At 64.1% G+C, this 25,998-nt stretch carries 29 protein-coding genes; 6 read left to right on the top strand and 23 right to left on the bottom strand.

Annotation, left to right across the window (positions count from 1 at the left end; translation table 11 throughout):
- Position 1: 1 nt before the first annotated feature.
- Complete coding sequence (locus tag GJ668_RS10070; RefSeq protein ID WP_155450023.1) at positions 2 to 463, top strand: hypothetical protein; 462 nt, start codon at positions 2 to 4, stop codon at positions 461 to 463.
- Positions 464 to 483: 20 nt separating this feature from the next.
- Here the strand turns inward: GJ668_RS10070 and cydC are convergent, their stop codons facing one another.
- On the bottom strand, positions 484 to 2,220 hold the full coding sequence (gene cydC, locus GJ668_RS10065; protein ID WP_155450022.1) for a thiol reductant ABC exporter subunit CydC: 1,737 nt from the start codon (positions 2,218 to 2,220) through the stop codon (positions 484 to 486).
- Entirely contained in the window at positions 2,220 to 3,995 is a 1,776-nt protein-coding gene (gene cydD / locus GJ668_RS10060; RefSeq protein ID WP_155450021.1) for a thiol reductant ABC exporter subunit CydD, read from the bottom strand. Before cydD ends, cydC begins: the two co-directional genes overlap by 1 nt.
- 203 nt (positions 3,996 to 4,198) lie before the next feature.
- On the opposite strand from cydD, the gene rpsP reads away from it, so the two are divergent.
- From rpsP to sbcB, 5 genes are read left to right on the top strand one after another with little or no spacing between them, the layout of a single operon-like run.
- Complete coding sequence (gene rpsP, locus GJ668_RS10055) at positions 4,199 to 4,459, top strand: 30S ribosomal protein S16 (RefSeq protein WP_155450020.1); 261 nt, start codon at positions 4,199 to 4,201, stop codon at positions 4,457 to 4,459.
- 26 nt (positions 4,460 to 4,485) lie between these two features.
- Positions 4,486 to 4,998: a ribosome maturation factor RimM gene (gene rimM, locus GJ668_RS10050; RefSeq protein WP_155450019.1), complete on the top strand. Its 513-nt coding sequence runs from the start codon at positions 4,486 to 4,488 to the stop codon at positions 4,996 to 4,998.
- Entirely contained in the window at positions 4,995 to 5,771 is a 777-nt protein-coding gene (gene trmD / locus GJ668_RS10045) for a tRNA (guanosine(37)-N1)-methyltransferase TrmD (protein ID WP_155450018.1), read from the top strand. The genes rimM and trmD overlap by 4 nt, the downstream gene beginning before the upstream one ends.
- Before the next feature lie 21 nt (positions 5,772 to 5,792).
- The gene (rplS, locus tag GJ668_RS10040) at positions 5,793 to 6,137 is read left to right on the top strand and encodes a 50S ribosomal protein L19 (protein WP_155450017.1); all 345 of its coding nucleotides are present in this window, start codon (positions 5,793 to 5,795) and stop codon (positions 6,135 to 6,137) included.
- A 57-nt stretch (positions 6,138 to 6,194) separates the two neighbouring features.
- Positions 6,195 to 7,628 (top strand): exodeoxyribonuclease I, encoded by a 1,434-nt coding sequence (gene sbcB, locus GJ668_RS10035; protein WP_186343018.1) that lies wholly within the window; start codon positions 6,195 to 6,197, stop codon positions 7,626 to 7,628.
- Between the two features lie 25 nt (positions 7,629 to 7,653).
- Here the strand turns inward: sbcB and GJ668_RS10030 are convergent, their stop codons facing one another.
- From GJ668_RS10030 to tsaA, 21 genes are all read right to left on the bottom strand, one after another.
- The gene (locus tag GJ668_RS10030) at positions 7,654 to 8,022 is read right to left on the bottom strand and encodes a response regulator (protein WP_155450015.1); all 369 of its coding nucleotides are present in this window, start codon (positions 8,020 to 8,022) and stop codon (positions 7,654 to 7,656) included.
- Positions 8,019 to 9,128 (bottom strand): sensor histidine kinase, encoded by a 1,110-nt coding sequence (locus GJ668_RS10025; protein ID WP_155450014.1) that lies wholly within the window; start codon positions 9,126 to 9,128, stop codon positions 8,019 to 8,021. Before GJ668_RS10025 ends, GJ668_RS10030 begins: the two co-directional genes overlap by 4 nt.
- On the bottom strand, positions 9,121 to 9,744 hold the full coding sequence (locus GJ668_RS10020) for a SpoIIE family protein phosphatase (RefSeq protein ID WP_246194773.1): 624 nt from the start codon (positions 9,742 to 9,744) through the stop codon (positions 9,121 to 9,123). Before GJ668_RS10020 ends, GJ668_RS10025 begins: the two co-directional genes overlap by 8 nt.
- Positions 9,735 to 10,193: an anti-sigma regulatory factor gene (locus GJ668_RS10015; protein ID WP_155450013.1), complete on the bottom strand. Its 459-nt coding sequence runs from the start codon at positions 10,191 to 10,193 to the stop codon at positions 9,735 to 9,737. The genes GJ668_RS10020 and GJ668_RS10015 overlap by 10 nt, the downstream gene beginning before the upstream one ends.
- Positions 10,190 to 10,600 (bottom strand): anti-sigma regulatory factor, encoded by a 411-nt coding sequence (locus GJ668_RS10010; RefSeq protein ID WP_155450012.1) that lies wholly within the window; start codon positions 10,598 to 10,600, stop codon positions 10,190 to 10,192. The genes GJ668_RS10015 and GJ668_RS10010 overlap by 4 nt, the downstream gene beginning before the upstream one ends.
- The gene (locus GJ668_RS10005; protein ID WP_155450011.1) at positions 10,593 to 10,985 is read right to left on the bottom strand and encodes an STAS domain-containing protein; all 393 of its coding nucleotides are present in this window, start codon (positions 10,983 to 10,985) and stop codon (positions 10,593 to 10,595) included. The genes GJ668_RS10010 and GJ668_RS10005 overlap by 8 nt, the downstream gene beginning before the upstream one ends.
- Positions 10,982 to 11,833: an STAS domain-containing protein gene (locus GJ668_RS10000; protein ID WP_155450010.1), complete on the bottom strand. Its 852-nt coding sequence runs from the start codon at positions 11,831 to 11,833 to the stop codon at positions 10,982 to 10,984. Before GJ668_RS10000 ends, GJ668_RS10005 begins: the two co-directional genes overlap by 4 nt.
- A 132-nt stretch (positions 11,834 to 11,965) precedes the next feature.
- Positions 11,966 to 12,721, bottom strand: a complete 756-nt coding sequence (locus GJ668_RS21255) for a methyl-accepting chemotaxis protein (protein ID WP_246194776.1) — start codon at positions 12,719 to 12,721, stop codon at positions 11,966 to 11,968.
- A gap of 529 nt (positions 12,722 to 13,250) precedes the next feature.
- A complete protein-coding gene (locus GJ668_RS09990) occupies positions 13,251 to 13,625 on the bottom strand; it encodes a response regulator (protein ID WP_155450008.1) in 375 nt (124 codons plus the stop codon).
- Entirely contained in the window at positions 13,600 to 13,872 is a 273-nt protein-coding gene (locus GJ668_RS09985; protein WP_155450007.1) for a hypothetical protein, read from the bottom strand. The genes GJ668_RS09990 and GJ668_RS09985 overlap by 26 nt, the downstream gene beginning before the upstream one ends.
- Before the next feature lie 16 nt (positions 13,873 to 13,888).
- Positions 13,889 to 16,336: a chemotaxis protein CheA gene (locus tag GJ668_RS09980; protein ID WP_155450006.1), complete on the bottom strand. Its 2,448-nt coding sequence runs from the start codon at positions 16,334 to 16,336 to the stop codon at positions 13,889 to 13,891.
- The gene (locus GJ668_RS09975) at positions 16,333 to 16,704 is read right to left on the bottom strand and encodes a response regulator (RefSeq protein ID WP_155450005.1); all 372 of its coding nucleotides are present in this window, start codon (positions 16,702 to 16,704) and stop codon (positions 16,333 to 16,335) included. The genes GJ668_RS09980 and GJ668_RS09975 overlap by 4 nt, the downstream gene beginning before the upstream one ends.
- Positions 16,701 to 17,549 carry a CheR family methyltransferase gene (locus tag GJ668_RS09970; protein WP_155450004.1) on the bottom strand — a complete coding sequence of 283 codons (849 nt, stop codon included), beginning with the start codon at positions 17,547 to 17,549 and terminating at the stop codon, positions 16,701 to 16,703. Before GJ668_RS09970 ends, GJ668_RS09975 begins: the two co-directional genes overlap by 4 nt.
- 7 nt (positions 17,550 to 17,556) lie before the next feature.
- Positions 17,557 to 18,180 (bottom strand): HEAT repeat domain-containing protein, encoded by a 624-nt coding sequence (locus GJ668_RS09965; RefSeq protein WP_155450003.1) that lies wholly within the window; start codon positions 18,178 to 18,180, stop codon positions 17,557 to 17,559.
- Positions 18,181 to 18,184: 4 nt separating this feature from the next.
- The gene (gene cheB, locus GJ668_RS09960; RefSeq protein WP_155450002.1) at positions 18,185 to 19,243 is read right to left on the bottom strand and encodes a chemotaxis-specific protein-glutamate methyltransferase CheB; all 1,059 of its coding nucleotides are present in this window, start codon (positions 19,241 to 19,243) and stop codon (positions 18,185 to 18,187) included.
- A 6-nt stretch (positions 19,244 to 19,249) separates the two neighbouring features.
- The gene (locus GJ668_RS09955) at positions 19,250 to 20,854 is read right to left on the bottom strand and encodes a chemotaxis protein CheW (protein ID WP_155450001.1); all 1,605 of its coding nucleotides are present in this window, start codon (positions 20,852 to 20,854) and stop codon (positions 19,250 to 19,252) included.
- A 29-nt stretch (positions 20,855 to 20,883) separates the two neighbouring features.
- A complete protein-coding gene (locus GJ668_RS09950; protein WP_155450000.1) occupies positions 20,884 to 22,800 on the bottom strand; it encodes a methyl-accepting chemotaxis protein in 1,917 nt (638 codons plus the stop codon).
- Between the two features lie 167 nt (positions 22,801 to 22,967).
- A complete protein-coding gene (locus GJ668_RS09945) occupies positions 22,968 to 23,984 on the bottom strand; it encodes a sensor domain-containing diguanylate cyclase (protein WP_155449999.1) in 1,017 nt (338 codons plus the stop codon).
- On the bottom strand, positions 23,984 to 24,601 hold the full coding sequence (locus GJ668_RS09940) for a chemotaxis protein CheC (protein ID WP_186343017.1): 618 nt from the start codon (positions 24,599 to 24,601) through the stop codon (positions 23,984 to 23,986). Before GJ668_RS09940 ends, GJ668_RS09945 begins: the two co-directional genes overlap by 1 nt.
- A 3-nt stretch (positions 24,602 to 24,604) precedes the next feature.
- A complete protein-coding gene (locus tag GJ668_RS09935; protein ID WP_155449998.1) occupies positions 24,605 to 24,976 on the bottom strand; it encodes a response regulator transcription factor in 372 nt (123 codons plus the stop codon).
- Positions 24,977 to 25,087: 111 nt separating this feature from the next.
- Positions 25,088 to 25,795, bottom strand: coding sequence for a tRNA (N6-threonylcarbamoyladenosine(37)-N6)-methyltransferase TrmO (gene tsaA, locus GJ668_RS09930; RefSeq protein ID WP_155449997.1), 708 nt, complete (start codon positions 25,793 to 25,795; stop codon positions 25,088 to 25,090).
- Between the last annotated feature and the right edge of the window lie 203 nt (positions 25,796 to 25,998).

Raw genomic sequence — 25,998 nt, 5'->3', positions numbered from 1 at the left:
GATGAATCTATTGATGATGATCGGGTTGGTGGGCACCCCGATCGCCGGGACTCAGTTCGGCCTGGACTACGGACGCGCCATCTGGGGCGAGACCCAGATCTGGTGGACGCCCATGGAGATGGCGCTGCCGCTGGAGCAGACGGGCGGAAACTTTCAGATTTTTCTCGACGGCGAGCCGCTGGGCAATCACCTGGAGCGCAATTCGCTCACGGCGCTCGGGTCCGAGGGACTGGCCTATTTCGTGACCCCTGAGATGGTTCGGATCCGTCTCAACAACTGGCCTCAGATCCAGGCCTCGATGCTGCACATGGCGGTGTATTCAGCGTTCGGACTCGGTGTTTCGCTGACCTGTCTGATCGCGGGGCTGGTCGAATTTTTTCGTCAGCCGCCTGTGCCACGGCGGCGCCCGCCCCAGGGACAGGCCGCCCGCCCCGTCCGTCGTCAGCCTCCTGGAGCGCTATAGCCGTCTGGATCTCTCTGGACTCACGTTGGCTCGACCTCGGTGTGCCTTGGCAGCAAGGCCGCCTGCATCGCGGTCGGGATGACTGAGACGTCGCCGCGTGCCAGCTCGCGCCCCTGATCGAGCACCAGCACCTGATCGACCCAGTCCAGTCCGGCCGGGCGATGGGTGATGAGCAGCACGGTACGTCCGGCCATGAGCTTGTCGAGCGCCTGCATCAGATCGCGTTCGGTGGCCGCGTCCAGACCCTCGGTCGGCTCGTCGAGGAGCAGAATGGGCGCATCCTTGAGCAAGGCACGCGCCACAGCGATGCGCCGGCCCTGACCGCCCGAGAGTCGCACTCCGGTCTCGCCGACCCAGGTGTCATAGCTTTCAGGCAACTCGGCGATGAAATCATGGATCTGGGCCACGCGACAGGCCGCTTCGATGGCGTCCTGGCTGGCCTCGGGATCGGCAAGCAGCAGGTTTTCGCGGATGGTGGCATCGAACAGATGGGTATGCTGGCTGACCACCGCGATATGGCGGCGCAGATCGTCACCGTGGAAATCGAGGATGTCATGACCGCCGATGCGGATGCGGCCTGAATCCGGCGCCCAGAAGCGCAGCAGCAGATTGAACAGCGTGCTCTTGCCTGAGCCGGTGGCGCCGATCACGGCGGCGCGCGTGCCCTGGGGCACCTGGAGCCGGATGCCCGACAGCGCCGGGCGCGGTGCGTTTGGATAGGCGAAGCTCAGGTCCGTGAACTCAATGTCGAAGCGCTCGGGCCGGGGCGAGGGCGTGTCCGGCTCAGCCACCGCCGGTTCGGTATCGACGATGTCGAACAGCCGGTGCGCCGCCGCCAGGGTGCGGCCGAGCATCTGGAATGCCTGCGGCAGCGGTGCGACGGCCTCGAAGCTGGCAAGCGTGAACAGTGCCAGCATCGCCAGTTGCGGTGGCATCAGCCGTCCGTCATCGACCAATGGAATGGCGATCCACAGCAACACCCAGAGGCTCAGACTGGCGCAGAGTCCGACGGCCGCCTGGGTCAGGCCGTGATCGCTGGCAAGGCGCGTCTGATCGGCGATCAGGCGGCGGCTCAGGCTATCGATGCGCTGGGCCTGCCGCTCGGCGGCGCCATAGAGGGTGAGTTCGGCCATGCCCTGAATACCGTCGATGACCGCCGCGCGCAGGGCGCCTTCGTCCTCGGCAATGCGTCGTCCAGGCGCCAGGCCACGCGCTTGCGACCAGATCGGCAGCCCGACCCCGGCCAGCGCCAGAAAGGTCAGGCCGGAGAGCGCCAGCAAGGGGTGGTAGAAGAGCAGAAAGATCGTAAACAGCAGGATGCTGACGTTGGCCACCGCGACCGGCACCAGCACCCGGACATAGAAGCTGTCGAGCGCGTCGATGTCGGCACGGATACGGCTCAGCAGATCGCCGCTGTGATACTGCTGGAGGCGCGCCGGGGCGAGCGGTTCGAGATGCTGATAAAACCACACGCGCAGACTGGCGATCAGCCGGAAGGTTGCTTCATGGTTGACGAGTCGCTCGCTGTAGCGTCCGGCGGTGCGGATCATGGCGCTGCCCCGGATCAGCGCCGCCGGGGTGAAATAGTTCATGGAGACGCCGGCGACGCCAGCGGCCGCCATGGCGGTCAGGAACCAGCCGGCGGCGGCTATGAGCGTCACATTGGCCAGCAGCGTGAGGATCGCCGCCAGGGTGCCGAACAGCATCCAGGTTCGATAGGGCTGAAAGAGTTGCCACAGACGGTGCAGTTCGTTCATCAGTCCTCGCTCCTGTGCGCACGCGGGCCATGGGCGGCGATCATCCGCGCATAGAGTCCGCCGGCCTGGGCCAGTTCAGTATGCGTACCCTGCTCGACGATCCGCCCCCGGTCGAGCACCAGGATGCGATCGGCACGGCGCACCGTCGCCAGCCGGTGCGCGATCACCAGCAGGGTGCGGTCGCGCGCCAGCTCGTCGATGCCCTCCTGGACCAGACGCTCGCTCTCGGGATCGAGATTGGCCGTGGCCTCGTCGAGCACGACCAGCGGGGCATCGCGTAAAAAGGCCCGCGCCAGGGCGATGCGCTGGATCTGTCCGCCTGACAATCCCGCGCCGCGCTCGCCGACCGGGCTGTCATAGCCCAGCGGCAGGGCGTCGATGAACTCAGCGGCACGCGCACGTTGCGCCGCTTTGCGTACCGCGTCCAGGTCGGCCTCGGGACGCCCGAGCCGGATATTGTCAGCGATCGTGCCCTGGAAGAGTCGCGGCTGCTGGGGCACCCAGGCCAGATGACGGCGCCAGTCCTCCAGATCGATGTCGGCGAGCGCCTGTTCACCGATCAGGAGGCGCCCCTCGGTCGGCACCAGAAATCCGAGTAGCAGATTGACCACCGTGGTCTTGCCCGCGCCGCTGGTGCCAACCAGGGCGAGGCGCTGGCCGGGCGGGATCTCGAAGCTCAGACCGTCGAGCGCCTCGCGGCCCGGCTCATAACTGAAGCGCACTGACTCGAAGCGCACCCCGAGCGGACGGGTGGCGGCCAGCGGTTCGGTGCCCGGATTGATCTGGGTCGGCTGGGTGTCCAGCACCTGGATCAACTGCTCGGCGGCGGCCACTGCGCCCATGCGCGCATGATATTGAGTGCCGAGATTACGCAAGGGCGCATAAAACTCAGGCGCGAGCATGAGCACGAAGAATCCTTGCAGATAGGTCACATCCGGGATCGGAATCCAGGTCGGCACCGGCACCGCCAGCCCATAGAGGCGGAAGCCGATGAGGACGGCGACGATGGCAATTCCAACGCTGGCGAAGAATTCCAGCACCGCCGAGGACAGGAAGGCCACGCGCAACACCTGCATGGTGCTGTGACGATAGTCGTCTGAGACGCGCGCGATGACCGCGACCTCGCGGCGGCTGGCGCCGAAGAGCTTGAGCGTGGTCAGTCCCTGGATGACATCGAGAAAGTGCGCGCTCATGCGCGCGAGCTGTTTCCACTGGCGCTGATTGCGTACCTCGGCGCCTGAGCCGATCAGGATCATAAACAGCGGGATCAGGGGCGCCGTGAACAGCAGCACCAGCCCGGCGAGCCAGTCCATCGGCATCACGGCGGTAAGAATGGCCAGCGGCAGGATCATGACCAGGGTCATGGCTGGGAGAAAGCGCGCGTAATAGCCCTCAAGATCATCGATGCCCTTGGTCAGGGTCTCGACCAGGGCGCCACTGCGCTGACCGGAGAGATAACTGGGGCCGAGCCGCTGCAGATGACGATGGAGGCGGTCGCGCAGGGTGGCGCGCACCGAAGCCGCCGCTTCAAAGGCCGAGCGCTCGGCGAACCAGACGATGAGCGCGCGCGCGCCGAAAAGCGCCAGCAGTGCCCACAGCCAGGGCTGGACATCGGCCAGACCGGCGCTTTTGAAAATCACGGCATCGAGAATCACGGCCAGCACCCAGGCTTGGGCGACAGCCAGCAGTCCGTTGGCCGTGTTGAGCCAGACGGTCAATATAAGCGCTGTGCCGGCAAGCGGCCGTTGCGATTTGAGCCAGGCGTTGACTGACATGCAATCTTCCCTATCTATCATCGGTCGGGAGCCGATGGGGGAGGATACGGACCCAAGCCCCTCGGGGCAATGCGTGTTTTTCGTTTGATTGGAATGCCGGATAAAATCCAGGCTTCCATTTTGCGCATAATTCTGTATATTTGCGCGTTTACCCGCGGGCCTTCCGCGAGCCTCCCTATCCAGCTCTTGAGCCAGGACAGCACATGGTCACGATTCGTTTGTCACGTGGTGGTTCCAAGAAGAACCCTTTTTATCAGATTGTTGTTGCCGACATCCGCTCCAAGCGTGATGGTCGCTACATCGAGCGTCTCGGCTTTTTCAACCCGAATGCGCGTGGCGGTGAGATTCCGCTGCGACTCGATACCACGCTTGCTCAAGAGTGGATTCGCAAGGGCGCTCAGCCGACCGATCGCGTTAAGCAGCTGATCAAGCAGGCGACGAGCGAGGCCGCAGCGGCCGCTTGAGTTCGGCGCGAGCGCGAGGCGCCGCCATGCTGTCCGAGCACAGCCACGCCTCTCGGATCGTAATTGGTCGCGTATCCGGACTCTATGGCGTCAAGGGTTGGATCAAAATCCACTCCGAGACCGATCCACGCGAAGGCATCCTGCGTTATTCGCCCTGGCTGTTGGGGGCTGACGGCGTCGAGCGGCGCGTGTTTGAGGGCAAGTCGCATGGCAAGGGCGTCATCGCCCGCCTCGACGGCTGCGAAGACCGCGATCAGGCCGCAGCGCTCATCGGTCAGGAGATCGCGATTCGACGCGATCAGCTGCCGCCGCCGCGTCCAGACGAATTCTACTGGATCGATCTGGAAGGTCTGGCTGTCGTCACCCAAACCGGCGTGGAACTCGGACAGGTCTCGCATCTCTTTGCGACCGGCGCCAATGATGTGCTGGTTGTCCAGGGTGATCGCGAGCGGCTGATTCCGTTCGTCTGGAAGGACGTGGTTCTGGATGTGGATTTCGACCAGCGCCGGATCCAGGTCGACTGGGATCCCGAGTTTTGAGCGCCGTAGAGCCGGGTATTCCAACGCGCTTCGATGTCATCACGCTCTTTCCCGATCTGTTTCGCATCCTGTTGGATCAGGGCGTAACAGGACGAGCGCTGGCGCGTGGTCTGGCCGAGCTGCATCTCTGGAATCCGCGCGATTTCACGCACGACGTCCATCGCACTGTCGATGATCGCCCCTATGGCGGCGGTCCAGGCATGGTGATGAAGGTCGAGCCGTTGCGCGAGGCGATCCAGGCCGCGCGTGCCGCCGCGCCGCAGAGTCGAGTCGCCTATCTGTCGCCGCAGGGGCGAGTGCTCGATCAGGCTGCGATGCTCGAAATCGCCGCGTGTCCCGGTTGGATTTTGCTTGCCGGACGCTACGAAGGCGTCGATGAGCGTTTGATCGAGTCCCACGTCGATGAAGAGTGGTCGATCGGCGACTATGTCCTGAGCGGCGGCGAGCTGCCGGCGATGGTGGTCATGGATGCGGTCATCCGGCTGCTGCCCGGCGCACTCGGTCATGCCGATTCGGCGCGACAGGATTCGCACATGGATGGGCTCTTGGATTGCCCACATTACACCCGCCCCGAGCGGATCGAGGAAGGCTCGGTCCCCTCCGTGCTGATCGGTGGCGATCACGCCGCCATCAAGCGCTGGCGGTTACGGCAGGCGCTGGGACGGACCTGGCAGCGCCGTCCGGATCTACTCAAGCGCCGCGGGCTCAGCGAGGCCGAGCGCACGTTACTCGATGAATTCATACTGGCCCATCGCGAGGGTGGCGCCGGCTGAGAACAGGAGCCTAAGGAAACCATGAGCAACATCATTCAGCAGCTCGATCAAGAGCAGATGACCCGCGAAGTCCCGGATTTCGCTCCAGGTGACACCGTTGTCGTGCAGGTGAAGGTCAAGGAGAAAGACCGCGAGCGTCTTCAGGCCTTCGAGGGTGTCGTCATCGCCATCCGTAATCGCGGCCTGAACTCGGCCTTCACGGTGCGTAAGATTTCGCACGGCGAGGGCGTGGAGCGCGTATTCCAGACCTACAGCCAGTCGATCGCCGGCATCGAAGTCAAGCGCAAGGGCGACGTGCGTCGCGCCAAGCTCTACTATCTGCGCGGCCTGACCGGCAAGCGCGCGCGTATCAAGGAAAAGATCTAAGCGGCGCTCTGGCCGTCCCGTCCGGACGGCCAACATCCGGCGCTGGAGGTTCGGTGCGTGTCCGCGACCTTCTACTGGCACGATTACGAGACCTGGGGCGCCGATCCGCGTCGCGATCGTCCCTGTCAGTTCGCCGGGATCCGCACCGACGCCGATCTCAATGAGGTCGGCGATCCGCTGGTCATTTTCTGTCGCCCGACGGATGACCTGCTGCCCCATCCTGATGCCTGTTTTGTCACCGGACTCACACCTCAACACGTCGAGCGTGAGGGCCTGATCGAGGCCGAATTCGCGCGCGCAATCCACGCGGAACTGAGTCAACCCGGAACCTGCGGTGTCGGCTACAATAGCCTGCGCTTCGACGACGAAGTCACCCGTCATCTGTTCTACCGCAATTTCTTCGATCCCTATGCACGCGAATGGCGCTCCGGCAACTCGCGCTGGGATCTGATCGATGTGCTGCGGCTCGCGCACGCACTGCGCCCCGAGGGCCTCGACTGGCCGTGCAACGACGAGGGCACGACTTCGTTTCGGCTGGAGCATCTGACGGCAGCCAATGGTATCGCCCATGGTCAGGCCCATGATGCGCTGGCCGACGTGCGCGCGACCATCGCGCTCGCGCGCCGACTGCGTGGCGCGCAACCCCGGCTGTTCGACTATGCGCTGACACTGCGCGACAAGCGGCGCGTGCGTGCGTTTCTCGATGAGCGTCGACCGCTGCTGCATGTCTCGGCGCGCTTTTCGTCCGCACTCGGCTGTATCGCGCCGATCTTCCCGGTAGCCGCTCATCCAACCAATAGCAATGGCGTGATCTGTTTCGATCTGCGTGCCGACCCGACCCCGCTGCTGGATCTGTCGGTGGATGAGATCCGTCGTCGGCTCTTCACACCGAGCGAGGAGCTGCCCGCCGGTGTGGAGCGTGTCCCGCTCAAGACCGTGCATGTCAATCATGCGCCCATGCTCGCCCCGCTTGCGACCCTGACTGCGGACAGTGCTGAACACTGGCGCATCGATCCGGTTCAGGTCGCGCGCCATGCGCAGTGGATTGCCGCTGCGTCCGCTGAGATCGAAGAGCGTGTGCGTGAGGTGCACCAACGTCCACTTCCGGTCGAGACCGATCCCGAGCTGATGCTCTACTCAGGTGGTTTCATCTCCGATGACGACCGCCGGGCTTGCGATCAGGTGCTGCGTTCAAGCCCCGCCGAGCTGGCCGCCTCACCGCCGCGTTTCACCGATTCGCGACTGGAGACAATGCTATTTCGCTATCGCGCCCGTAATTGGCCCGAGACCCTGAGTCCGGATGAGCGGGAAGACTGGGACGCCTACCGCTTCGCGCGTCTCACCGACCCCGAGGGCGGGGCCAGTCTTCAGATCGAGGAGTATGAGGTTCGACTCGCCGAGCTGGCCGAGATCCATGACGATGATCCAGCCAGGCTGGCGATCCTCGACGCACTGGGAGACTGGGCCGAGCAGGTACTCGACGCCGGTTGATCCGGCCGGCTGTCGGCGCGGTCCTCTAGGCCAGGGCCTCGGCGATCGCCCGGCGCAGATCCTCGCGCGAAAAGGGTTTGGGCAGGGTGGCGCGCACACCCATCAGCTTGGCCGACTCCAGATTGAATTCCAGACTGATCGAACGGCGTCCACCCGAGACCGCGATGATGGGAATCCCGGATTCGCGCTGCGCCAGTTCCATGATGAGTTCAATGCCGTCTTTTTCGGGCATCAGGATATCGGTGATGATGAGATCGGGCTGGCTCTGCTCGATGGCGGCCAGTGCCTTGTTGCCATCGGTCGCCGTGCTGACCTGATAGCCCTCGCGCTGGACCATTTCCACCAGCATGGCCCGAAAGATGTCGTCGTCGTCGACGATCAGTACATTGGTCATTGCAGTTTCTCGTTGTGAGTCGCGCCACTGTCGTCGGCCGTCGCGTTTGGCGGCGCCAATCGCGGCAGCTCGATGATGAAACGGCTGCCAGCCCCAGGCGCACTCTCGATCTCGATGCGTCCGCCGAGTTGACCGACCAGTCCATGGATGACCGACAGCCCCAGGCCGCTGCCCTTGCCGGGCTCCTTGGTGGTGAAGAAGGGATCGAAAATGCGCTCGCGCACCTCGGATGTCATGCCCTCGCCATCGTCACGTACACTTAGGCGGACCCAGCCCGGCGTCTCGGCGGCCGTGTCCTCAAGACGCTGGACCCATTCGAGTCCGACCTCGATGTGCCCTGGCGCCTGACCGATGGCATCGGCGGCATTGATGCAGAGGTTCATGACGATCTGCTGGATCTGGCTCGGCTCAGCCAGCACCCAGGCTTCGTCGATCTCCGAATTGAATGCGACTTGCGCGCCCACCGGCAAGGACGCCCGCAGCAGGGTCAGGGTGTCGCGGACCAGCGCCACGACCTCGACCGGAACCGGAGTATCGGCCAGATCGCGGGCGAAGGCCAGCAGCCGTGCGATGAGATCGCGCGCGCGAAAGCTTGACTGCTGAATGTATTCCAGATAACGCTGGCCGGACGAATCCGGCGCCAGCTCATCCTCCAGCAGCTCGCTGAAGCCGAGGATGGCGCCCAGGATATTATTGAAGTCGTGCGCGATCCCGGCGGCGAGCGTGCCGACGGCTTCCAGTCGGCGCGACTGTTCGAGACGCGCATTGACCAGGGTCGTGGCCCGGCGTTCGAGTTGTTCGCGGAAGGCAAGGCTGTAGGCCATGGTTGCTTCCATCAACGGTGCGGTGATGCGTGCAGCAACCTGTTGCAGCGGCAGATCCGGATTGGCACGCGCCAGTTGCACCAGGGCCTCGTGATGGAGTTCGCCGACCTCTTCGAGCGGGATCTCCAGGACGATCAGGTCACGCCCGAGATCCGAGGCTTCGGTCAGCGCCATTTCGAGCGCCAGCGCATCCTTGGCGAAAACCGCGCGTTGCAGCACCTCGGCATAGAGCCGTGTGATGTCGTGGGTGGATGAATCCGATGTCGTCGTCGTGTCAGCCATGACGATAGAGCAGCAGGCCGGCGTCGTCGTGCGATCCAGCCCAGCGCGTGAGCAGACGTTCAGCGAGTTGGTCGGATGGCGCCTCCTCGTGCAGCATTTCGACCAACCCGGCGTTCTCGGGCAGACCATCGGAGAATAGCAGCAACCAATCGCCGGCGGCGATCGGCAGACGCTCCGGGCGCAGTCCGTCGAATCCGGCGCCGACGATCCCACGCGCGCCGCCGAGACGCTTGGTGCCCTGAGCCTGGATCAGCAGGGTGCGGATATTGCCGACGCCCGCCTGCACGATGACCGACTCGGCCGGCCGGATGTCGATCACCGACAGCGCCACGCCACGGGTGTCGATCAGCGCCCGGTCGCAGCGGGCGAAGAGTTCAGCCAGCGGTATCTCGTCATCGGTAGCGAGCTGGCGCATGGCGGTGGCTGCCGCGACATGCGCCTCAGCGCCATGACCGAGTCCATCGGCCAGCGCCACTCGCCAACCGTCGGGGCGCGTCCACCAGCCGAGCTGATCGCCGCAGAGCGTCTCGCCCGGCATGGGGCGAAGCGCTTGGCCGATTCGCGCCTGGATTCCACTCAGTGGATCAGCGTCGGTCATCGACAGTGTCAGCGCCATTTGACCGCCCAGACCCGCGTACCGCCACCTGGACGCGGCTCCAGACTGAAGTCGTCCATCAAACGCTTCACGCCCGGCAGACCGCAGCCGAGTCCGCGACCTGTGCTATAGCCCTCAGTCAGCGCCAGCGCGGGATCGGCGATGCCCGGGCCTTCGTCCTCAGCCAGGAGTTCCAGCCCCAGGCGACCGCTGCCGAAGCGCTCGTCGAGCAGGTTGGCACTGAGCCGCCCGCCGCCGGCATGGGTCAGCAGATTATTCGCAAGCTCAGACGTCGCCGTGGCGACATGGTAGGCCGCGCTGCGCGAGAAGCCCAGCCGCTCAGCCAGCAGCCGCGCCTGACGACTGGCGGCCATGATATCCGGCTCGGAACTGATGAGCACACGCACGCCCGCTGCCGCCAGTTCGGCAAGGGCCGCGTCCGAAGGAGGCGGCGTCCGCTCCGGCTTCATCGCGGCTTGACCAGGGCGATAGTCACCCGTGTCGAGCCGGGTACGGATTCGATCTGGAACACATCGGTCAGCCGGCGCGTGCCCGGCAGCCCGGCGCCGAGTCCGCCGCTGGTGCTGTAGCCGTCGGTCAGGGCCAGTTCCAGATTGGGGATGCCCGGTCCCTGATCCTCGATCCGCACCTGGATGCGACGAGAGTGCGCGTCGGATTCATCCTCGATGAGACAGGTGCCCACACCGGCATATTGGATGACATTGCGCGCCAGCTCCGAAACGGCCGTGGCCAGCCGTGTCTGATCGGCTTTGCCGAATCCGAGTCGCTCACAGAGTTCGCGCGCGGCATGGCGGGCCGTGACGATGTCGAGCGTGGACCGGATCGGTAGAGACGCGGGATCGAGCGGCTCAGACATCCTCGTCCCCGATGAAGCGGGTATCGCCGCGCTCGGCGATGCGCCGTTTGAGCATTTCCAGCGCCTGACTGAGGTTGAAGGCGCAGTCGGCCCCGAGCAGCCCGCGCCCCATCTCGATCAGGGTCAGGGCGACGAAGGGCTGGATGCCGCAGATGACGACCTCGGCCCCGAGCAGCCGCACCATGTTGGCCGTGTCGTTGATGACGCGCGCCATATAGGAATCGACCACGTCGAGCGCCGTGATGTCGATGGCCACACCCAGCGCCTCGATCTCAGCCACGCGCTCGACCAGGTCGGACTGAAACTGCATGGCATCGTTGTCAGTGAGATCGACCTGGATGGAGACCAGCAGGATTCGCTCCAGACGCAGGATGGGAATCCTCATGCCGGTCGCTCCTCGTTCAGCGGCGCAATGCGCCGACCGACGATCAGCAGTGCCTCGGCAATACCGGCGCGCAGCGTGGCGCGACTGATGACATCAGCGAAGCGGATACCGAGCTTGGTTAGGGTCTGGGCGCCCTCGGGGCTGATGCCGGTCATGACGATGCGAGTGCCGAGCAACCGTGCCGCATCGATGGTCTTCATCAGATGCTGGGCTACGCTGGTGTCGAGCACCGGCACGCCGGTCAGATCGAGGATGGTGACACGCGCCTCGTATTGGGCGATGGACTCCAGCAGCCGTTCGGTGACCTGACGCGCGCGCTGGGTGTCGATGACGCCGACCAGCGGCAGCAGCAGCACCTGATGCCAGACCCTGAGCACGGGCGTCGAGAGTTCGAGCAGCGACAGGCTCTGCTCGGCGATGAGCCGCTCGCGGATGTCGACGAAGGACTTGAAGGCAAAGAGCGACAGACCGTCGAACACGCGGTCCAGCCACAGCAGCTCATCGATGACCGGACTCTCGGCATCCAGTGCGATCAGGGCGCGCGCCAGAATCGATTTGAGGGCGAGCAGGGAGCCGATGCTATCGGCCGGATTGGCGAGCTGGCGGGCCTGTTCGGCGATGAGCCGACTCAGATGTCGGCCCAGTTCGCTCTCGGGATCAAGCCTGAAATCGTCACTGGGCACACCGGCCAGGGTCGCGAGAATGGCGTTGAACAGCACCTCGCGCTGAATGTCGAGGCTGGACGGATGGGCATGATGCCGATCGAAGGTGGTGGTCAGGTGCTGCAACCAGTCGGCGAGCAGTTCGGCGCGCTGGTCGTGCTGGAGTCGTTGAAAAGCTGTGTTCATCAGTAGGCTGTATCCCTTGCCGGAGCGATCGAGTCGCTCGGGCCAAGTCGCGCGTTTCACCGCTTACATGGCGGTCATGTTAGAGCATTGTGCGTGCATCCGTATTCGCCGCCAGCGTCCAGGCGACGGCGATCAAAACAGCTCGATGCTGGGCGGTCCGGCACTGGTCGTCCCGGCCTCGCCGATAGCCGGGCGCGCGTGCCGCGACTCGTCTTCCAGATAGTCGACGTGCAACTGACTCAGGGCTTCGGCCAGATGCAACAGGCTGTCCGAGGGTTCTCCGGCCGTGATCAGCAGCGCGGCGCGCTGACGCAGCGCGGCCTGGAGCCGGGTGAGACGCTGCCCGATCACGTCCTGATATTGCAGGATCCCGAGCATGTCGGCGATCTGCTCGGCCAGACTGGTGTTGTGCTGGGTGACGACCGAGAACAGCGTCTTGTAGAACTGACGCATGTCCTCGTAGTTATCGCGCAGACGATGCACCGAGGCGACTACATCGGTGGCCTGTTCGAGCTGCTGGTCCGAATCGCTGAGAAAATTGAGCTGCATACTGCGCTCGGCTGCGCCCAGGGCTTTGTTGAGTCCAGCCTCGATGGTGTCGGCGGCGGTCGCGGCACGGGTGGCCAGCGTGCGCACTTCGCCGGCGACCACCGCAAAGCCGCGTCCGGCCTCGCCGGCGCGCGCGGCCTCGATCGCGGCATTGAGCGCCAGCAGATTGGTCTGCTTGCTGATGTCCTTGATCGAGGTCGCCAGACCTTCGAGCTGGCTGATGTCCTGGACGACGGTCTGGATAGCGGCCATGTCGTGGCGGATCTTGGCTGGCAGCTCCTGGACGAAGCGCGCGATCTCACTGATGTCGTCGACGCCATGGGAGATGTCCTGCTCCATGGTGTTGGCATCCATATTGGAGTGATGCAGATAATCGAGCAGCGTGCCCGCCGCCCCGTTCAGCTGGGTCGCGCGCTCGATGACATCGAGCGCCGAGGTCTCACTGTCGTGCACGGCTTCGCTGAGACGTTCGTCGAAGGCCTGATCGAGCACGGCCGTCTGCAAGAGCGCGGCGCGGCCAGCCTGATTCATCTGCTCGTTGTGCTTGAGTGTGGCATCGAAGCTGTCGAGTGCCTGACTCATGGCGCCGGTGGTGCGGAAGTTGAACCTGAACACGAACCAGCCGACCAGAAAGTTGGTCAGCAGCAGGGTACTGCCGACCAGCAGTGCCTTCAGCAGTCCTTCGTCGATACCCTGCTGAGCGGCGTTGAAAGCGATCCAGTCGTCGGTCTGATAGACCAGGATCGAGAGCACCAGGGTGCCGACCAGGGTCAGGGCGGCCATGACACGGCGCAGCGCCCGCGACTGGGCCAGGGTTGCCTCGATCAGTGAATGACGCGGTTTGACGAAGGGCATCGAGACGCGCTCCTCAGGCGCCCGGCAGCACTTGCTTGATGACCTTGACCAGATCGGTGCCGCCCACCGGCTTGACCAGCCAGCCGGTGGCGCCGATCTTCTTGGCCTCGTCGCGCTTGGTCTGCTGGCTCTCGGTGGTCAGGGCCAGGATGGGCGTGAAGCGCAGCCCCGGCAGCGTGCGCGCGTTACGGATGAAGTCCATTCCGCCCATGTTCGGCATGTTGATGTCGGTGATGATGAGATCGGGCTTGATACCAGACTTGAGCTTGCTGAGTGCCTGCACGCCATCGCCGGCGGTTTCGACCTTGAAGCCGGCCATTTCCAGGCTGGCTTTGAGGCTCATCACCATCGTGGCCGAATCATCAACTACCAGAATCGTCTTGGACATGGATCGTGTCTTCCTGAATCAATGCCGCCCGCAGCCAGTCGGCGAGTGTCTCGCGCTGTGGCCAGGCAGCAATCTTGGGTCGGGCCGCCATCAGTACCTGGAAATTGGCGGCGTGCACATGGTTACAGTCAGCCAGATCGATCTGGCCGTGCGGATGCTGGATCAGCCAGTCGAGCACACTCTCGGCGTCCTCGACGCTGAGCAGCTCCCGGGCCACCAACACGCTGTCACTGACGTCGATCGGCATCGAACGGTCCTCCCGGTCAGAGCAATTCGCGTGGATTGAGGATCAGGAGCACCGAGCCATCCCCGAGCAGCGCCGAACCGGAATACCCGGTGAGATCGCCGAGAAAGCCCGCCAGCGGCTTGAGGATGATATCGATCGTCTCACGGCAGTCATCCACGATGATACCCAAGTATTCCTTCTCGATGCGCACCACGAGCACCGCCAGCTCATCGTCGTCGTTGGCGATCTGGGGGGTATCGAGCGCCAAGAGATCATTGAGCGCCACCAGGGGCACCAGCCGCCCGCGCAGGACTGTGGTCAGACGCTTCTTGATGACGCGAATGTCGCGCCGCGCCACCCGCACCGTCTCGGCCACGGCATCCATGGGCACGCCGAAGCGCTGTCCGGCCGATTCGATGATCATGACATTGGTCACGGCCATCGACAGCGGCAGCGACAGACGCAGGTGCGTGCCTTCGCCGACACGGCTGCGCAGATCGATCGAGCCATGGACGCGCGCGATGGCATTGCGCACCACGTCCATGCCGACGCCGCGCCCAGAGAGGTCGGTGACCTGCTCGGCGGTCGAGAACCCGGCGGCGAAGATCAGATTGATCGCCTCCTGATCGCTCAGACGTTCGAGTGTGGTTTCGTCGATGATCTTCTTTTCGTAGGCTTTGCGCCGGATCACATCCGGGTCGATGCCGCGTCCATCGTCGGTGATTTCGATCAGGACGCGGTCGGACTCCTGACGCGCGCTGATGGTCAAACGACCCTCGGGTGGCTTGCCGGCGGCGCGTCGCTGCTCGGGCGACTCCAGGCCATGATCGAGACTGTTGCGCACCAGATGAATGAGCGGATCGGCCAGTGCCTCGATGATGTTCTTGTCGGCCTCGGTCGACTCACCCTCCATGACCAGCCGGACGTCCTTGCCGAGCTTGTGCGCGACGTCGCGCACCAGACGCGGGAAGCGCTGGAAGACGAAGGACACCGGCAGCATCCGGACCTGCATGATGGCGTCCTGCATCTCCTCGGCAATGCGGTTGATGACGCTGTACTGAGTCTTGATCTCGCGGGCCAGTTCACGCACGCCATAGCGTTCCTCGGCACGCGCGGCCAGATAGGGCAGGGCGTTCTTGGCGACCACCATCTCACCGATCAGGTTCATCAGCCGGTCGATCTTGGTCTGATCGACCTTGAGCGTGCGCACGGTGGCGAGCTGGTCGTCGGCGCGGCGACCGAACTTGACCGGCTCGTCTGCGGTCTTGGTCGCGGGTGACGAATCCGTCGCCGTCGGCGCCATGATCGCCTCGCGGACAGTTTCGGCGATCGGTTCCGGGGCGGCAGGTTTGGACGCGGGCCAGGTCTGATGATCGAGCCAGCGCAGCAGATAGGTACCCGAATCAGTCGCGAGCGCCGCCTCCAGCGCCGTCTCCAATCCAGTCGCCGCCGGGTCGCGGCCGAGACTGGTCAGGAGCGCCGCCAGGGTCGCTCCCACCGCGCGCAGTCGTCCGCCGAGCCAGGACGGGTTGTCGCTCAGGACCAGGATCTCGCGTTGCGCCTCCAGCGTCAGACAGATGGATTCACGCGCTTCGGGGCTGAGTCCGGCCCATGACGAGGGTTCGGACTCCGACTGGGATTCGCTCGATGAGGCGCTGGCGGCAGGATCCGGCATCGCCGCTGACAAGGATCGGATCTCGACCTGATCCGGGACATAGCGAAAGTGCTCGACGAGTGTCTCGGCCTCCACACTCAGGATCAGTTCGAACTCCAGCACACAGCGATAGGCATCGAGTTCGGGCAGCGGCGGCCAGTCCTCGCGTGCACCAAGGCGCCGCCAGAGCGGTTCTGGAAGCTGGGCGATCTGAAAGAACGGATCCTCGCCCTTGAAGAAACACTCCTCCTCAGGGCGATAGCGCAGCCAGCACAGCGGTTCGCCCGCCGCGAGACGATCCTGGATGTCGTGCCGCACGGATTCGGGAAGATTATCCAGTAGGTCGTCTGTTTCAGGCCTCGAACCCGACTCGGTGCCGGCTGACACTGACGCGGCATCGGGCGCATCGCTGACGGCGGGCGTCTGGGGGTGCTCAGGCATCAGTTCGCGCAGCGCCGCGCCGAGCCGCACGGCATCCTTGGCATGGTGGCTGGTGCTCGGCGGCTGACCGTCGGTGCTTGCCTCGGCAATCTCGTCGATCAGGAGCGAGACGAAGTCCATCGCCTCCAGCAACTGATCGGCCAGCTCACGGCTGAACGCCACCCGACCGTCGCGCACCGCGTCCATCAGATCCTCGGCGGCATGCAGCACGCGCGTCATCTCGGGGATGTCGAACAGCCCCGAGTTGCCCTTGAGCGTGTGCACCAGCCGGAACAGGTCATCGATCAGGGCCCCCTGCTCGGGCGCGCGTTCGAGTTCGAGCAGCTTGGCGCCGATGGCTTCGAGGAAATCACGCCCCTCGGTCAGGAACTGGTTCAGCAAGGGGTTCATGAGTGACTCTCGCCGAGCAGGGTCAGGACGTGCGCCAGCAACCGCGCCGGCTTGACTGGTTTGATCAGATAAATATTGGCCCCACTGGCATAGGCGCGACGCTGATCATTGTCCTCGGCCTCGGTCGAGACCATGATCGCCGGTCCCTGCGGAATGTCCTTAGCGCGCAGCTCGCGCAGAAAGCCATACCCGTCGAGCTTGGGCATGTTGATATCAACCAGATAGAGATCGAAGGGCCCCTCGGCGAGACGCTCCAGGGCCTCCAGTCCATTGACGGCCTCGCTGACCTCAAAACCGGCCGACTCCAGGATGCCACGGTGATAGAGCCGTACCGTGGCCGCATCATCGATGACTAGAATCCGTTTCATCGTGCCTCCCACGGCTTTTGATAGACGATGGCCTCGGGGAACTTGCGTACCCGAAACAGCGACGAGATCCGACTCATCGATTCCGAATGACCGAGACAGATGAAACCGCCCGGATTGAGCGCGTCATAGAAGGACTCGGCCGTGCGCTTGCGCGAGAGATCGTCGAAATAGATCAGCAGATTGCGGCAGAAGATGACATCGATATGGCGGTGCAGCCGCATGTCGGTGGGATCCGTGACATTAGCGCGGGTGAACTGCACGGCCTCGCGCAGGTTGTCATCGACCTGATAGAGTTCGCCGACCCGCTTGAAATACTTCTTCAGCAGGTTCGGCGGCAGATGCTGCACGGCGCGCGGGCTGTAGAGTCCGCGCCGCGCCTGGGTCAGGATGTCGGTATCGATGTCCGAGGAGATGATCTCGACATCGAGCCTGTTGATGTGTGGCCAGTGTTCGAGCAGATAGATGGCGATGCCGTATGGTTCCTCGCCCGAGGAGGAGGGCACCGACCAGATGCGGATCGGGGTCGCTGTGTCCGTGCGCCGTGCCACCAGTTCCTCCAGCAGCGAGTTGACCAGGCACTCGAACTGATACTCCTCGCGGAAGAAGTAGGTCTCGTTGACCGTCATCACATTGATGAGGGCCTGGAGTTCCGTGCCTGAAGCCTGGAAACGCAGCATGGTGAAATAGGCGCGGAAACTCTCGCTGCCGGTGGCCTCCATGCGTTCGAGCAGCCGCTTGTCGACAAAATAGCGCTTGCTGTCCTCGAACAGGATGCCGGTCTTGCGATAGAAGAATTCGCGGAATTTCTGGAAATCCTCGTCGCTGATCTGGCACGGATCGTTCATAGTGGCTTCAGTCAGTGTCGATCCGTTTGAGCGCCAGGTCGGCGGCGAATTGGATGTAGGGTTCCTCGGCGAACCGCTGCTTGAGCGCGAACAGTGCGGGCTTGGCACGTTCAGAGCCGACCTCGCCGAGCAGATCGACGGCTGTGGCGCAGACGTTGATATGGGCATCCTGGGTGATGACGCGGATCAGCCAGTCCTCGACCTTGGGGTGACGCAGGGATTCGAGTACATCGACAGCAAAGATGCGTACATCCGGGTCGGGGTCTTCGAGCAGCCGCCCCATCCAGGGCGCGACCTCATCGGGGAGCTGCTTCATCGCTTCGATGGCCGAATTGCGCAGCATGGCATCCTCACTGCGCAGACATTCGGTCAGACCCGCGACCGCGACCTCGTCACCGATCAGGGTGAGGCTGGTCAGGATCACCTCGGTCACGCTCGGCTCGGTCTCGATGCTCAGGCGTTCGACCAGCGCGTGCGAGGCTTCGGGATATGGCGCCAGATCGCGCGCCGCCCAGCGTCGCGCCATGGGATCAGGATCGGCGAGCGCGTCGAGCAGTCCCGGCAGGTCGCGCGGCAGGCGCCGCTCGTTCTCGCTCGCACTCGGTGTGTCATGCGCTTTTTTCAGTCCCATGCTCTCAACGCTCCACCCAAATCTGAAGCTGATTGGCAATGCGCTCAGCCGGAAGCACCAGATTGGCTCCGCCGCGTTCGATCAGCTCGGCCGGCATCCCGAACACGACTGCCGTTTCCTCGGACTCAGCAATGGTCCGCGCGCCGTGTTTCTTCAGTTCAGCAAAGGCCTCGGCGCCATCGTAGCCCATGCCGGTGAGCATCACAGCGATGACATTGGCCGGATCACAGTGTTCCAGGGCCGAGCGTCCGAGCAGCTCGACCGAGGGGTGCCAGAGCACCGACGGGTTCTCAGGCCGGGGCAGCGCGGTGAGCTTGCCGACACGCCGTGCCAGCACCATGTCGGCGCCGCCCTTGCCGATATAGATGTGGCCCGGCTCCACCGGCGTGGGGCGGCTGACCTCTGAGACCTCGAGCGCACACAGCCCATTCATGCGCTCGGCGAAGGGCCGGGTGAAGCTCGGCGGCATGTGCTGCGCGACCAGCACCGGCCAGGGAAACTCCGCCGGCAGCAGCGGCAGGATGTCTTCCAATGTGCGCGGACCGCCGGTCGAGACGCCGATCAGCACCACGCCATCGCGCTGCGTTCCAGCGCGCCGGATCGGGCGCGCGGCTGGACGCGACGGCGCCACGTTGCGGATGCGCGCGGCCAGCCCGCGCGCGGTTTTGAGCCGCGCCCGCGCCGCCGCGCGGACCTTGGCGATGACCTCGGCCTCGATCTCGGCCATCGACAGTGAGATGGTGCCGCCCGGCTTGGGGATGTAATCCACCGCCCCGAGATTGAGCGCCTCCAGCGTGGCCATGGCCCCCTTGTCGGTGAGTGAGGAGACCATGACCACGGGCACCGGACGCTCGGCCATCAGCAGCGAGAGCGCGGTCAGACCGTCCATCTCAGGCATGTTGATATCGAGCGTGATGACATCCGGTTCGAAGGCGATATTCTCCTCGACCGCCTCGCGTCCGTTGCGCGCGAGCCGGATCTCGAAGTCGCCCTCGGCCTGGAAGATGGCGTTGAGCTGACGGCGCATCAGCGCCGAGTCATCGACGATCAGTAGCTTGATCAAGGCGAATCATTCCTCTCCCAACGCGGCCAGTTCCTCGCGCTGCTCCTCGGCAATCAGGCGTGAGGTGTCGATCAACTGGATCATACGCTTCTGCTGTTCCAGATTGGCCACGCGCGCGATCAGACGCGCCTGCTCCAGCGACAGCCGCGGCGAGCGCTCAATAGCCGCTTTGGGGATCTTGAGCACTTCGGCTACCGAGTCGACGATGAAGCCGGTGCGCACCCCGTCGAGCAGGAACACCATGATGCGCTGACGGTCGTTGCGTGCGACCGTAGCCATGCCGAGGCGCCGACGCTGGTCGATGACCGGCAGCACCGAACCGCGCAGATTGATCACGCCCTCGACGAATGCGGGCGCCTTGGGCACATGGGTCAGCTCCTCGGGCACGCGCACGATCTCCTGCACGCTCTCGATCGGCACGCCGAATTCTTCCTTGTCGAGCCGGAACACCACCACCTGTTCCTCGTCGTCGTTGTCCTCGTCGCTCACATCGTTCTCGTCGTCGAGCGGCTCGTCTTCGCGCAGTTGGTCCACGTTGCTCAGGGCCTCCCGGATGGTCGAATGGCGGAACAGATTGTCGGTCGAGATGATCGAGACCAGCCGCTGGCCTTCTTCCAGGCGGCAGATTTCGGCGATATCGGACAGGTCGCCGTGACGCGCCAGCAGCTTAGGCATGGCGTCGACCGACGACTTGGGCACGCGCAGTACCTCGTTGACGCTGTCGACCACCAGTCCGACGGACATGTCACCGAGCCGGATGACCAGAATGCGACTGCGCTCGTCGGCCTCGCGCGCGTCCAGATCGAACAGACAGCGCAGCGAGACCAGCGGCAGCAATCGGTTGCGCAGCGTCATGACGCCCAGCACATGGGCCTCGGAGCGCGGCACCCGCACCACCTGCTCGGGGAACTGCACGATCTCCTGTACGTTCTCGATCGCGATGGCGTATTCCTGCTCGGCGACCTCGAAGCTCACCAGTTGCAGTTCATCGCTGCCGGCTTCCTCGTCATCGGCGGCGTCCTCAGGGTCCAGGCCGCCGAGCGCACCGGTGGCCGTGGATCGCGCCAACTGGGCGATGGCGGCGAACTCGTTGCCTATGAGGCGCTCGAAGTCGAGCACCATGACCATCGGAAAGCCGCCGACCTCCTTGAGCAGACCGGCCAGCAGCTCGGTCTTGACCGTGGTGGTCAGTGAGCCGACGTCCTCGATGCGCCCCGGCTCCACGCCGACCACGCTGCTGACGCGGTCGACGACGAAACCGAGCGGCTGGCCCAGGTCGATGACCAGGGCGCGTGTGGAATCATCGTCCTCGCGCTTGGGGAAGCCGAACAGACGGCGCAGACTGATGATCGGCAGTACCTTGCCGCGCAGATTGGCCAGCCCCTCCAGGGTGGCCGGCGCCAGCGGCACCCGCACCACCTCCGGCACGCGGATGATCTCCTGCACCGGCGCCATGTCGACGGCGAACACCTCGCTGCCGCAGACGAAGATCACGAATTGATGGATATCGCCCTCATGTCCGGCGTCCCCCGGTCCGGATTCGCCGGCTGGACGCGCTGGCACGACCTCGGCTGGCTCGACGCCCAGCGGCTCGACCTGTTCGTTGGTCATCGTATTCTCCCGCTCGCTGGCGTTCAGGCTCAGGCACTTTGCAGTTCATCGGCGAGCGAGGCGATCTCCTCGATGGCCGCCGCCAGCTCATCGGCCCCTTGCGACTGCTGCTTGGCCGCAGCCGCTGCCTCGCTCGACGCCTTCTCGGCCTCCTGCGCGGCCGCCGAGATCTGGTCGACGCCGGTCTTGACCTGGGTGATGGCTGAAGCGATCTCGTTGGCGGCGGCCAGGATCTCGGAGGTGCTCGTGGCGACCACGTCGATGTCGGTCTCGATGGTATCGAGTCCGCTGGTGATCACCTTGGCCTTCTCGGCCTCGGTGGTGGCCGAGGACATGATCTCTTCCAGATCGCGACCGACCACGCCGATCTGATCCTGGACGGATTTCACCAGATCCTTGATGCGATCGGCATTTTCAGCCGAGTCGTGGGCGAGATTGCGGATGTCGGTCGCCACCACGACGAAGCCCTTGCCGAACTCACCGGCGCGCGCCGCTTCGATCGAGCCATTGACGGCCAGCATATTGGTCTGGATCGAGACCGTGGTGATGGCATCGACGATCTTGTCGATACGCCGCGAGACCAGTTCCAGATCCTTGATCTGCTTGAGGCTGGAACGCGAGGACGTAACCGAGTCGACGACTCCGGCGATGAGTGAGTCGACGCTCTGCTTGTTGGTGCCGAGCAGCGCGCTGATGGACTTGACCTTTTCTCCAGCGACTTGGGCGCGTTGCAGCGCGATCTCCAGCCCCTTCTCGATCTGAGCGATGGCGGCGGCCGATTCTTCGGTGGCCGAGGCCTGAACCTGAGCGCTCTTGCGGATCTCATCGACCGCGCCCATGACCTGGCTGCTGGCGCGGTTGATCTCCTGCACCGCTGAGGACAGTTCTTCAGCCGCCGAGGCGACTTCCTCCGCGCTTTTGGCGATGTCGGTCGAGTTTTTGAGTTCCTCGGCCAGCTCGGACAGGTTCTGTGCCGCCTGCTCGCACTCGGCCAGTGCCTGGGTCTGCTCGGCGACCGTCTTGGCGGTTTCCTCAGAGGCCGCTGATTGCTCCTCAGCCGCCGCCGCAATTTCTTCGGTGCCCTTGAGCGCCTGGAGCGCCGCAGCGCCCGATTGCTGGGCGCCGGCGGCGACGTCCTGGATGCCGCGTGTGATCTCGAGCACGTCGTTGCGGATCTGATCGAGCTGGGTGTTGATGGTCTTGCCGTTCTCGACCTCGCTCTTGACCTTTTCGGCCGAGTCGTTGATGCCGTCCGAGATGGTCTTGACCTCGCCCTGGATCTGGCCGACCAGATCCTGGATCTGCTTGGCACTTTTCTCGGAGGTCTCGGCGAGGGTGCGCACCTCATCGGCGACCACCGCGAAGCCCTTGCCGTGCTTACCGGCGCGCGCGGCCTCGATGGCGGCATTGAGGGCAAGCAGATTGGTCTGGTCGGCGATCCGGGCGACGGCCTTGACGATGTCGCCGATGTTGGCGGCCTGCTGTTCGAGTTCAGCGACCATCTTGACCGAGTCGGCCTGACGCTGCGCGGACACGCCGACATTGCCGATGAGTCCGGAGACCTCATCGCTGACCTTGAGGATGAGCGTCTGCGAAGCCTCGACCTTGGACTGGGCGCTTTTGGCGCTCTCGAGCTGACGGCCGAGCGCGACATTGACCTGCTTAAAGGCGGCGAGCGATTCCTGGGCGGCGCCCGAGGCTTCCTCGGCGCCAGTGGCGATCTGATCGGCCGAGCGTTTCAATTCTTCGGCCGCCGAGGCCGCTTCGTTGATGCCCGAGGCCAGTTGCGTCGTCGCCGAGGCCACGCGCTCAGCGGCCTGCTGCTGCTTGGCCAGCGTGCGTGCGCGTTTGCGCTGCGCTTCGGCTTCGCGCGAGGTGGCGGCGCTGGAACGTGCCTCGCTGATCGCAGCGGCCGAGGAACCGGGGGTCTTTTTCACGAGTGCCATAGCAATGTCCTTCGGTGGAGGTCGAGTGGATGACCCAGGGGCAACGATGCCACGAGTGGCAAGGCGTTCGAGTCCGCTAGATAAGCGATCTTAAAGCCTGAATGAGAACAACCGAACTGACCAGAGTCAACTCATCGCGCTGTTTTGATCTTGACAAACCGCGTATTTCAACTTTCGTGAGATTCGCTGGATCCGGTACGCTCGCTATCCGCGATGCGTGCAGACAGCGGGCGTGCCGCGCCGCTCTCCGGGTCGTACCACATACAGCGGTTGCGCCCGGCATCCTTGGCGGAATAGAGGGCCAGATCCGCCTGAGCGACCAGGATATAGCAGAGCTGCTCCTCGCTCGGAATCATGGCCGAGATGCCGATGCTGACACTGACCCGGCCGAGAGCGGGCGCGGCCGGGTGAGGGATGTTGAGCTGTTCGACGGCCAGACGCAGTCGCTCGGCAATCGCTACAGCGGCCTCACGATCCGTTTCGGCGAGCAACAGCGCAAATTCCTCACCGCCGTAGCGCGAGACACGATCACCGTCGCGTCGCAATGCCTCTTGCAGTGCCCGAGCCACCTGGATCAGACATTGATCGCCGCCCTGATGACCGAAGTGGTCGTTGTAGGCTTTGAAGCTGTCGACATCGATCATGAGCATGGCGATCGGACGCTGCTTGTCCTTGGCCTGTCTGAAACGCTGGGCCAGATCCTGATCGAAGCGCCGGCGGTTGCCGACACCGGTGAGCGCATCCTGATAGCTGGTCTCGATCAACTGCGTCGACTGGGCGCGCAGACGCCGCTCGCGACGCATGGCGGCGGTCATGTCGTGGATCTGGATCAGGCAGGCGCAATGTTCATGACGCAGCGGGCTGATGTAGATGAGCTGCTGCATGCGCTGCTTGAGCTTGCGATCACCCGGATTGTGATATAGCGGCAGGACATTGGGATTGAGGCTTGGGGCCAGCATGGACGACAGCTTGAAGCGCAGCGTGTCCGAGATGCTGGATTCCAGACGGGTTCCAACGATCTCGGGAAAGAGTTCATCGAGCCGCCGGCTGCTCACGTCGGCGAGCGAGAGACCGCTGTGGCGTTTCATCCAGCCGTTCCAGGAGATCACGCGACCCGCGTGGTCGAGCAGGATCAAGCCGACCCGCAAACTGTCGATCAACTGAGTTCCAAGCTCGATATCCATCAGTGTATCCCAAGCCGGTCGAGATAGGCGTCGAGGCAGTCGCGCAGATCCTGCAACGAGCTGACGCTGAGCAGAAAGACCAGATGTCCCTGAACGAGCCGCTGGCGCATGGTGAGCTGGATCTGGAGCAGGAGGATCAGATGTTCGTCGTTACTGGCCGCGAGGATCGGCAGTGAGTCGGTGTCGCTGAAAGAATGCTCAGGCAGGCCGCCGTGCAGCTCGACGCCAAACTCGTCGGCGAGCGCGCTCATGCAGGCGTTGAGGATGACATTGCCGATCTCGCACATCGCCTCCTGCTCGAACTCCGAGACCTCCTCGGGCGTCAGGTCAGGGTCGAGCATGTTACTGAGGATAATGAGCGCATTGCGTTCAGGGAACAGCAGGATAGCCTTGGAGACGAAGGGTCCATCGAAGTCGATGCTCACCAGGCTCAGCTCTCTGAACTCCGAGCCAATCAGGGCGGCGCTGACTTCACTGGGTTGAATCAGCTCAACGAAGGGTGCCGACAGCTCGATTTCGTCACGCACCATCTGACTGAGGCTGTGCGCCGCACGCCCAACCCCCAGGTTGAACAGTTCGCAGAGCGCGTCGCGATGTAGCTCGCTGAGTTCGGACACCGATTATTCCTCGAAGAAGGCCACCATGCGCGCCACAGACTCCGGGGTGATCGGCTTGGAGATGAAGTGAACGCCGGCCTTCTCGGCGGCCTGGCGCACATAGTCCTGGATGTTGGCTGTGCAGATGACGATCCGGATGTCAGGATTGTGGAGCCGGATACGCCCGGCCGCCTCCAGTCCGCTCATGCCGGGCATGTTGACGTCCAGACTGACCAGCGTCGGCGGATCGCGTTCGATCATCTCCAGAGCCTCGTTGCCGCTCGCTGCCTCGGTGATACGCCAGTCGGGACGAAGATCCGCCACCAAGCGGTTCAGCATCATGCGTGACATCCGGCTGTCATCAACGATGAGTAGTGAGTGGTTCTGTATGCCCATGGCTTTCCAAAATGCGTCGAAGTGTCTCTCTAATATAACCCAGACTCGCGGTTGGAATGGTCGCATGGTCGCGCCGGGCATGCCAGATGGTTTCGCGTCGCCGGTGCGGCTTCAGAGCGTGGAGCAAATTCCGGTGACCTCGACTCGGCCCGCCTCCAGACGCCAGTGGATATCGAATTCCATGAGTCGCAAACCGAAGGCGCGTCGATCCGGGTAGCGGTCCATATAGCCGGGGCGCGGATCCTGGGCCAACACCTGGATGATGAGTTCGCGCAGGGCGCGCCTGCCATCCGGGTCGAAGCGCTCCAGGTTGGCGCCGGCCGTCGGGCTGAAATGGATCACGTGCTCGGTGGTATCAGGGGCGACGGCGAATCCGCCGCGTGCCTGCGGAAGTGAGTCGGCATAGGGCACATAGGGCTTGATGTCGAGCACGGGCGTGCCGTCGAGCATGTCGACGCCGCGCAAGCGCAGGGCCAGCCCGCGTGCATCGCGGATCAGCCCCAGATGCTCGACCGCCGAGAGTCCGATCGGATTGGGCCGATAGGGGGCGCGGCTGGCAAAGACGCCGACCGACTCGCGTCCGCCGAGTCGCGGCGGGCGGACGGTTGGATTCCAGCCGGCCCCCAGACAGTCCTGATGGAAAACGAAGAGGATCCAGACGTGCGAGAACCCATCGAGCGCCTTGAACGCATCCTCACGCGCGAACTCGGGCCGGAGTTCCAGCCGCGCCTCGGCGGCCGTCACCAGTCCGGGTTGGCGCGGGATGCCGAATTTGTCGGTGTAGGGCGAGCGGATATGGCCGATGGGTTCGCAGTGCATGGTGGATGGATGGATGGTCGTCGTGGTCGTCGCCGCGCGGTCGACGCAAACGAGACTCGCCGTCTTGCTGATGGCTGTCGAGACAATGACGGCGGCCTGTCCGGAGTGTTCGCAGAGTCCAAAGCGCGTGTCAGTATAGACATCATTGGTGTCTGGGTCTTGATCCGCTGATCGGGTTGCAGCAATGGCTTCGAAACGTGTCC

The organism is Allochromatium palmeri (genome assembly GCF_009720725.1).
Taxonomy (GTDB): Bacteria; Pseudomonadota; Gammaproteobacteria; order Chromatiales; family Chromatiaceae; genus Thermochromatium; species Thermochromatium palmeri.
Note: the sequence above shows the minus strand (reverse complement) of the source record. Positions and strands in the feature narration are given on the sequence as shown.

Excerpts from the sequence above, each read along its gene's own strand:
- GJ668_RS10070 (WP_155450023.1), top strand. The coding sequence starts at position 2 with ATGAATCTATTGATGATGATCGGGTTGGTGGGCACCCCGATCGCCGGG.
- cydC (WP_155450022.1), bottom strand. The coding sequence starts at position 2,220 with ATGAACGAACTGCACCGTCTGTGGCAACTCTTTCAGCCCTATCGAACC.
- cydD (WP_155450021.1), bottom strand. The coding sequence starts at position 3,995 with ATGTCAGTCAACGCCTGGCTCAAATCGCAACGGCCGCTTGCCGGCACA.
- rpsP (WP_155450020.1), top strand. The coding sequence starts at position 4,199 with ATGGTCACGATTCGTTTGTCACGTGGTGGTTCCAAGAAGAACCCTTTT.
- rimM (WP_155450019.1), top strand. The coding sequence starts at position 4,486 with ATGCTGTCCGAGCACAGCCACGCCTCTCGGATCGTAATTGGTCGCGTA.
- rplS (WP_155450017.1), top strand. The coding sequence starts at position 5,793 with ATGAGCAACATCATTCAGCAGCTCGATCAAGAGCAGATGACCCGCGAA.
- GJ668_RS10030 (WP_155450015.1), bottom strand. The coding sequence starts at position 8,022 with ATGACCAATGTACTGATCGTCGACGACGACGACATCTTTCGGGCCATG.
- GJ668_RS10025 (WP_155450014.1), bottom strand. The coding sequence starts at position 9,128 with ATGGCTGACACGACGACGACATCGGATTCATCCACCCACGACATCACA.
- GJ668_RS10020 (WP_246194773.1), bottom strand. The coding sequence starts at position 9,744 with ATGGCGCTGACACTGTCGATGACCGACGCTGATCCACTGAGTGGAATC.
- GJ668_RS10015 (WP_155450013.1), bottom strand. The coding sequence starts at position 10,193 with ATGAAGCCGGAGCGGACGCCGCCTCCTTCGGACGCGGCCCTTGCCGAA.
- GJ668_RS10010 (WP_155450012.1), bottom strand. The coding sequence starts at position 10,600 with ATGTCTGAGCCGCTCGATCCCGCGTCTCTACCGATCCGGTCCACGCTC.
- GJ668_RS10005 (WP_155450011.1), bottom strand. The coding sequence starts at position 10,985 with ATGAGGATTCCCATCCTGCGTCTGGAGCGAATCCTGCTGGTCTCCATC.
- GJ668_RS10000 (WP_155450010.1), bottom strand. The coding sequence starts at position 11,833 with ATGAACACAGCTTTTCAACGACTCCAGCACGACCAGCGCGCCGAACTG.
- GJ668_RS21255 (WP_246194776.1), bottom strand. The coding sequence starts at position 12,721 with ATGGAGCAGGACATCTCCCATGGCGTCGACGACATCAGTGAGATCGCG.
- GJ668_RS09990 (WP_155450008.1), bottom strand. The coding sequence starts at position 13,625 with ATGTCCAAGACGATTCTGGTAGTTGATGATTCGGCCACGATGGTGATG.
- GJ668_RS09985 (WP_155450007.1), bottom strand. The coding sequence starts at position 13,872 with ATGCCGATCGACGTCAGTGACAGCGTGTTGGTGGCCCGGGAGCTGCTC.
- GJ668_RS09980 (WP_155450006.1), bottom strand. The coding sequence starts at position 16,336 with ATGAACCCCTTGCTGAACCAGTTCCTGACCGAGGGGCGTGATTTCCTC.
- GJ668_RS09975 (WP_155450005.1), bottom strand. The coding sequence starts at position 16,704 with ATGAAACGGATTCTAGTCATCGATGATGCGGCCACGGTACGGCTCTAT.
- GJ668_RS09970 (WP_155450004.1), bottom strand. The coding sequence starts at position 17,549 with ATGAACGATCCGTGCCAGATCAGCGACGAGGATTTCCAGAAATTCCGC.
- GJ668_RS09965 (WP_155450003.1), bottom strand. The coding sequence starts at position 18,180 with ATGGGACTGAAAAAAGCGCATGACACACCGAGTGCGAGCGAGAACGAG.
- GJ668_RS09955 (WP_155450001.1), bottom strand. The coding sequence starts at position 20,854 with ATGACCAACGAACAGGTCGAGCCGCTGGGCGTCGAGCCAGCCGAGGTC.
- GJ668_RS09950 (WP_155450000.1), bottom strand. The coding sequence starts at position 22,800 with ATGGCACTCGTGAAAAAGACCCCCGGTTCCTCGGCCGCTGCGATCAGC.
- GJ668_RS09945 (WP_155449999.1), bottom strand. The coding sequence starts at position 23,984 with ATGGATATCGAGCTTGGAACTCAGTTGATCGACAGTTTGCGGGTCGGC.
- GJ668_RS09935 (WP_155449998.1), bottom strand. The coding sequence starts at position 24,976 with ATGGGCATACAGAACCACTCACTACTCATCGTTGATGACAGCCGGATG.
- tsaA (WP_155449997.1), bottom strand. The coding sequence starts at position 25,795 with ATGCACTGCGAACCCATCGGCCATATCCGCTCGCCCTACACCGACAAA.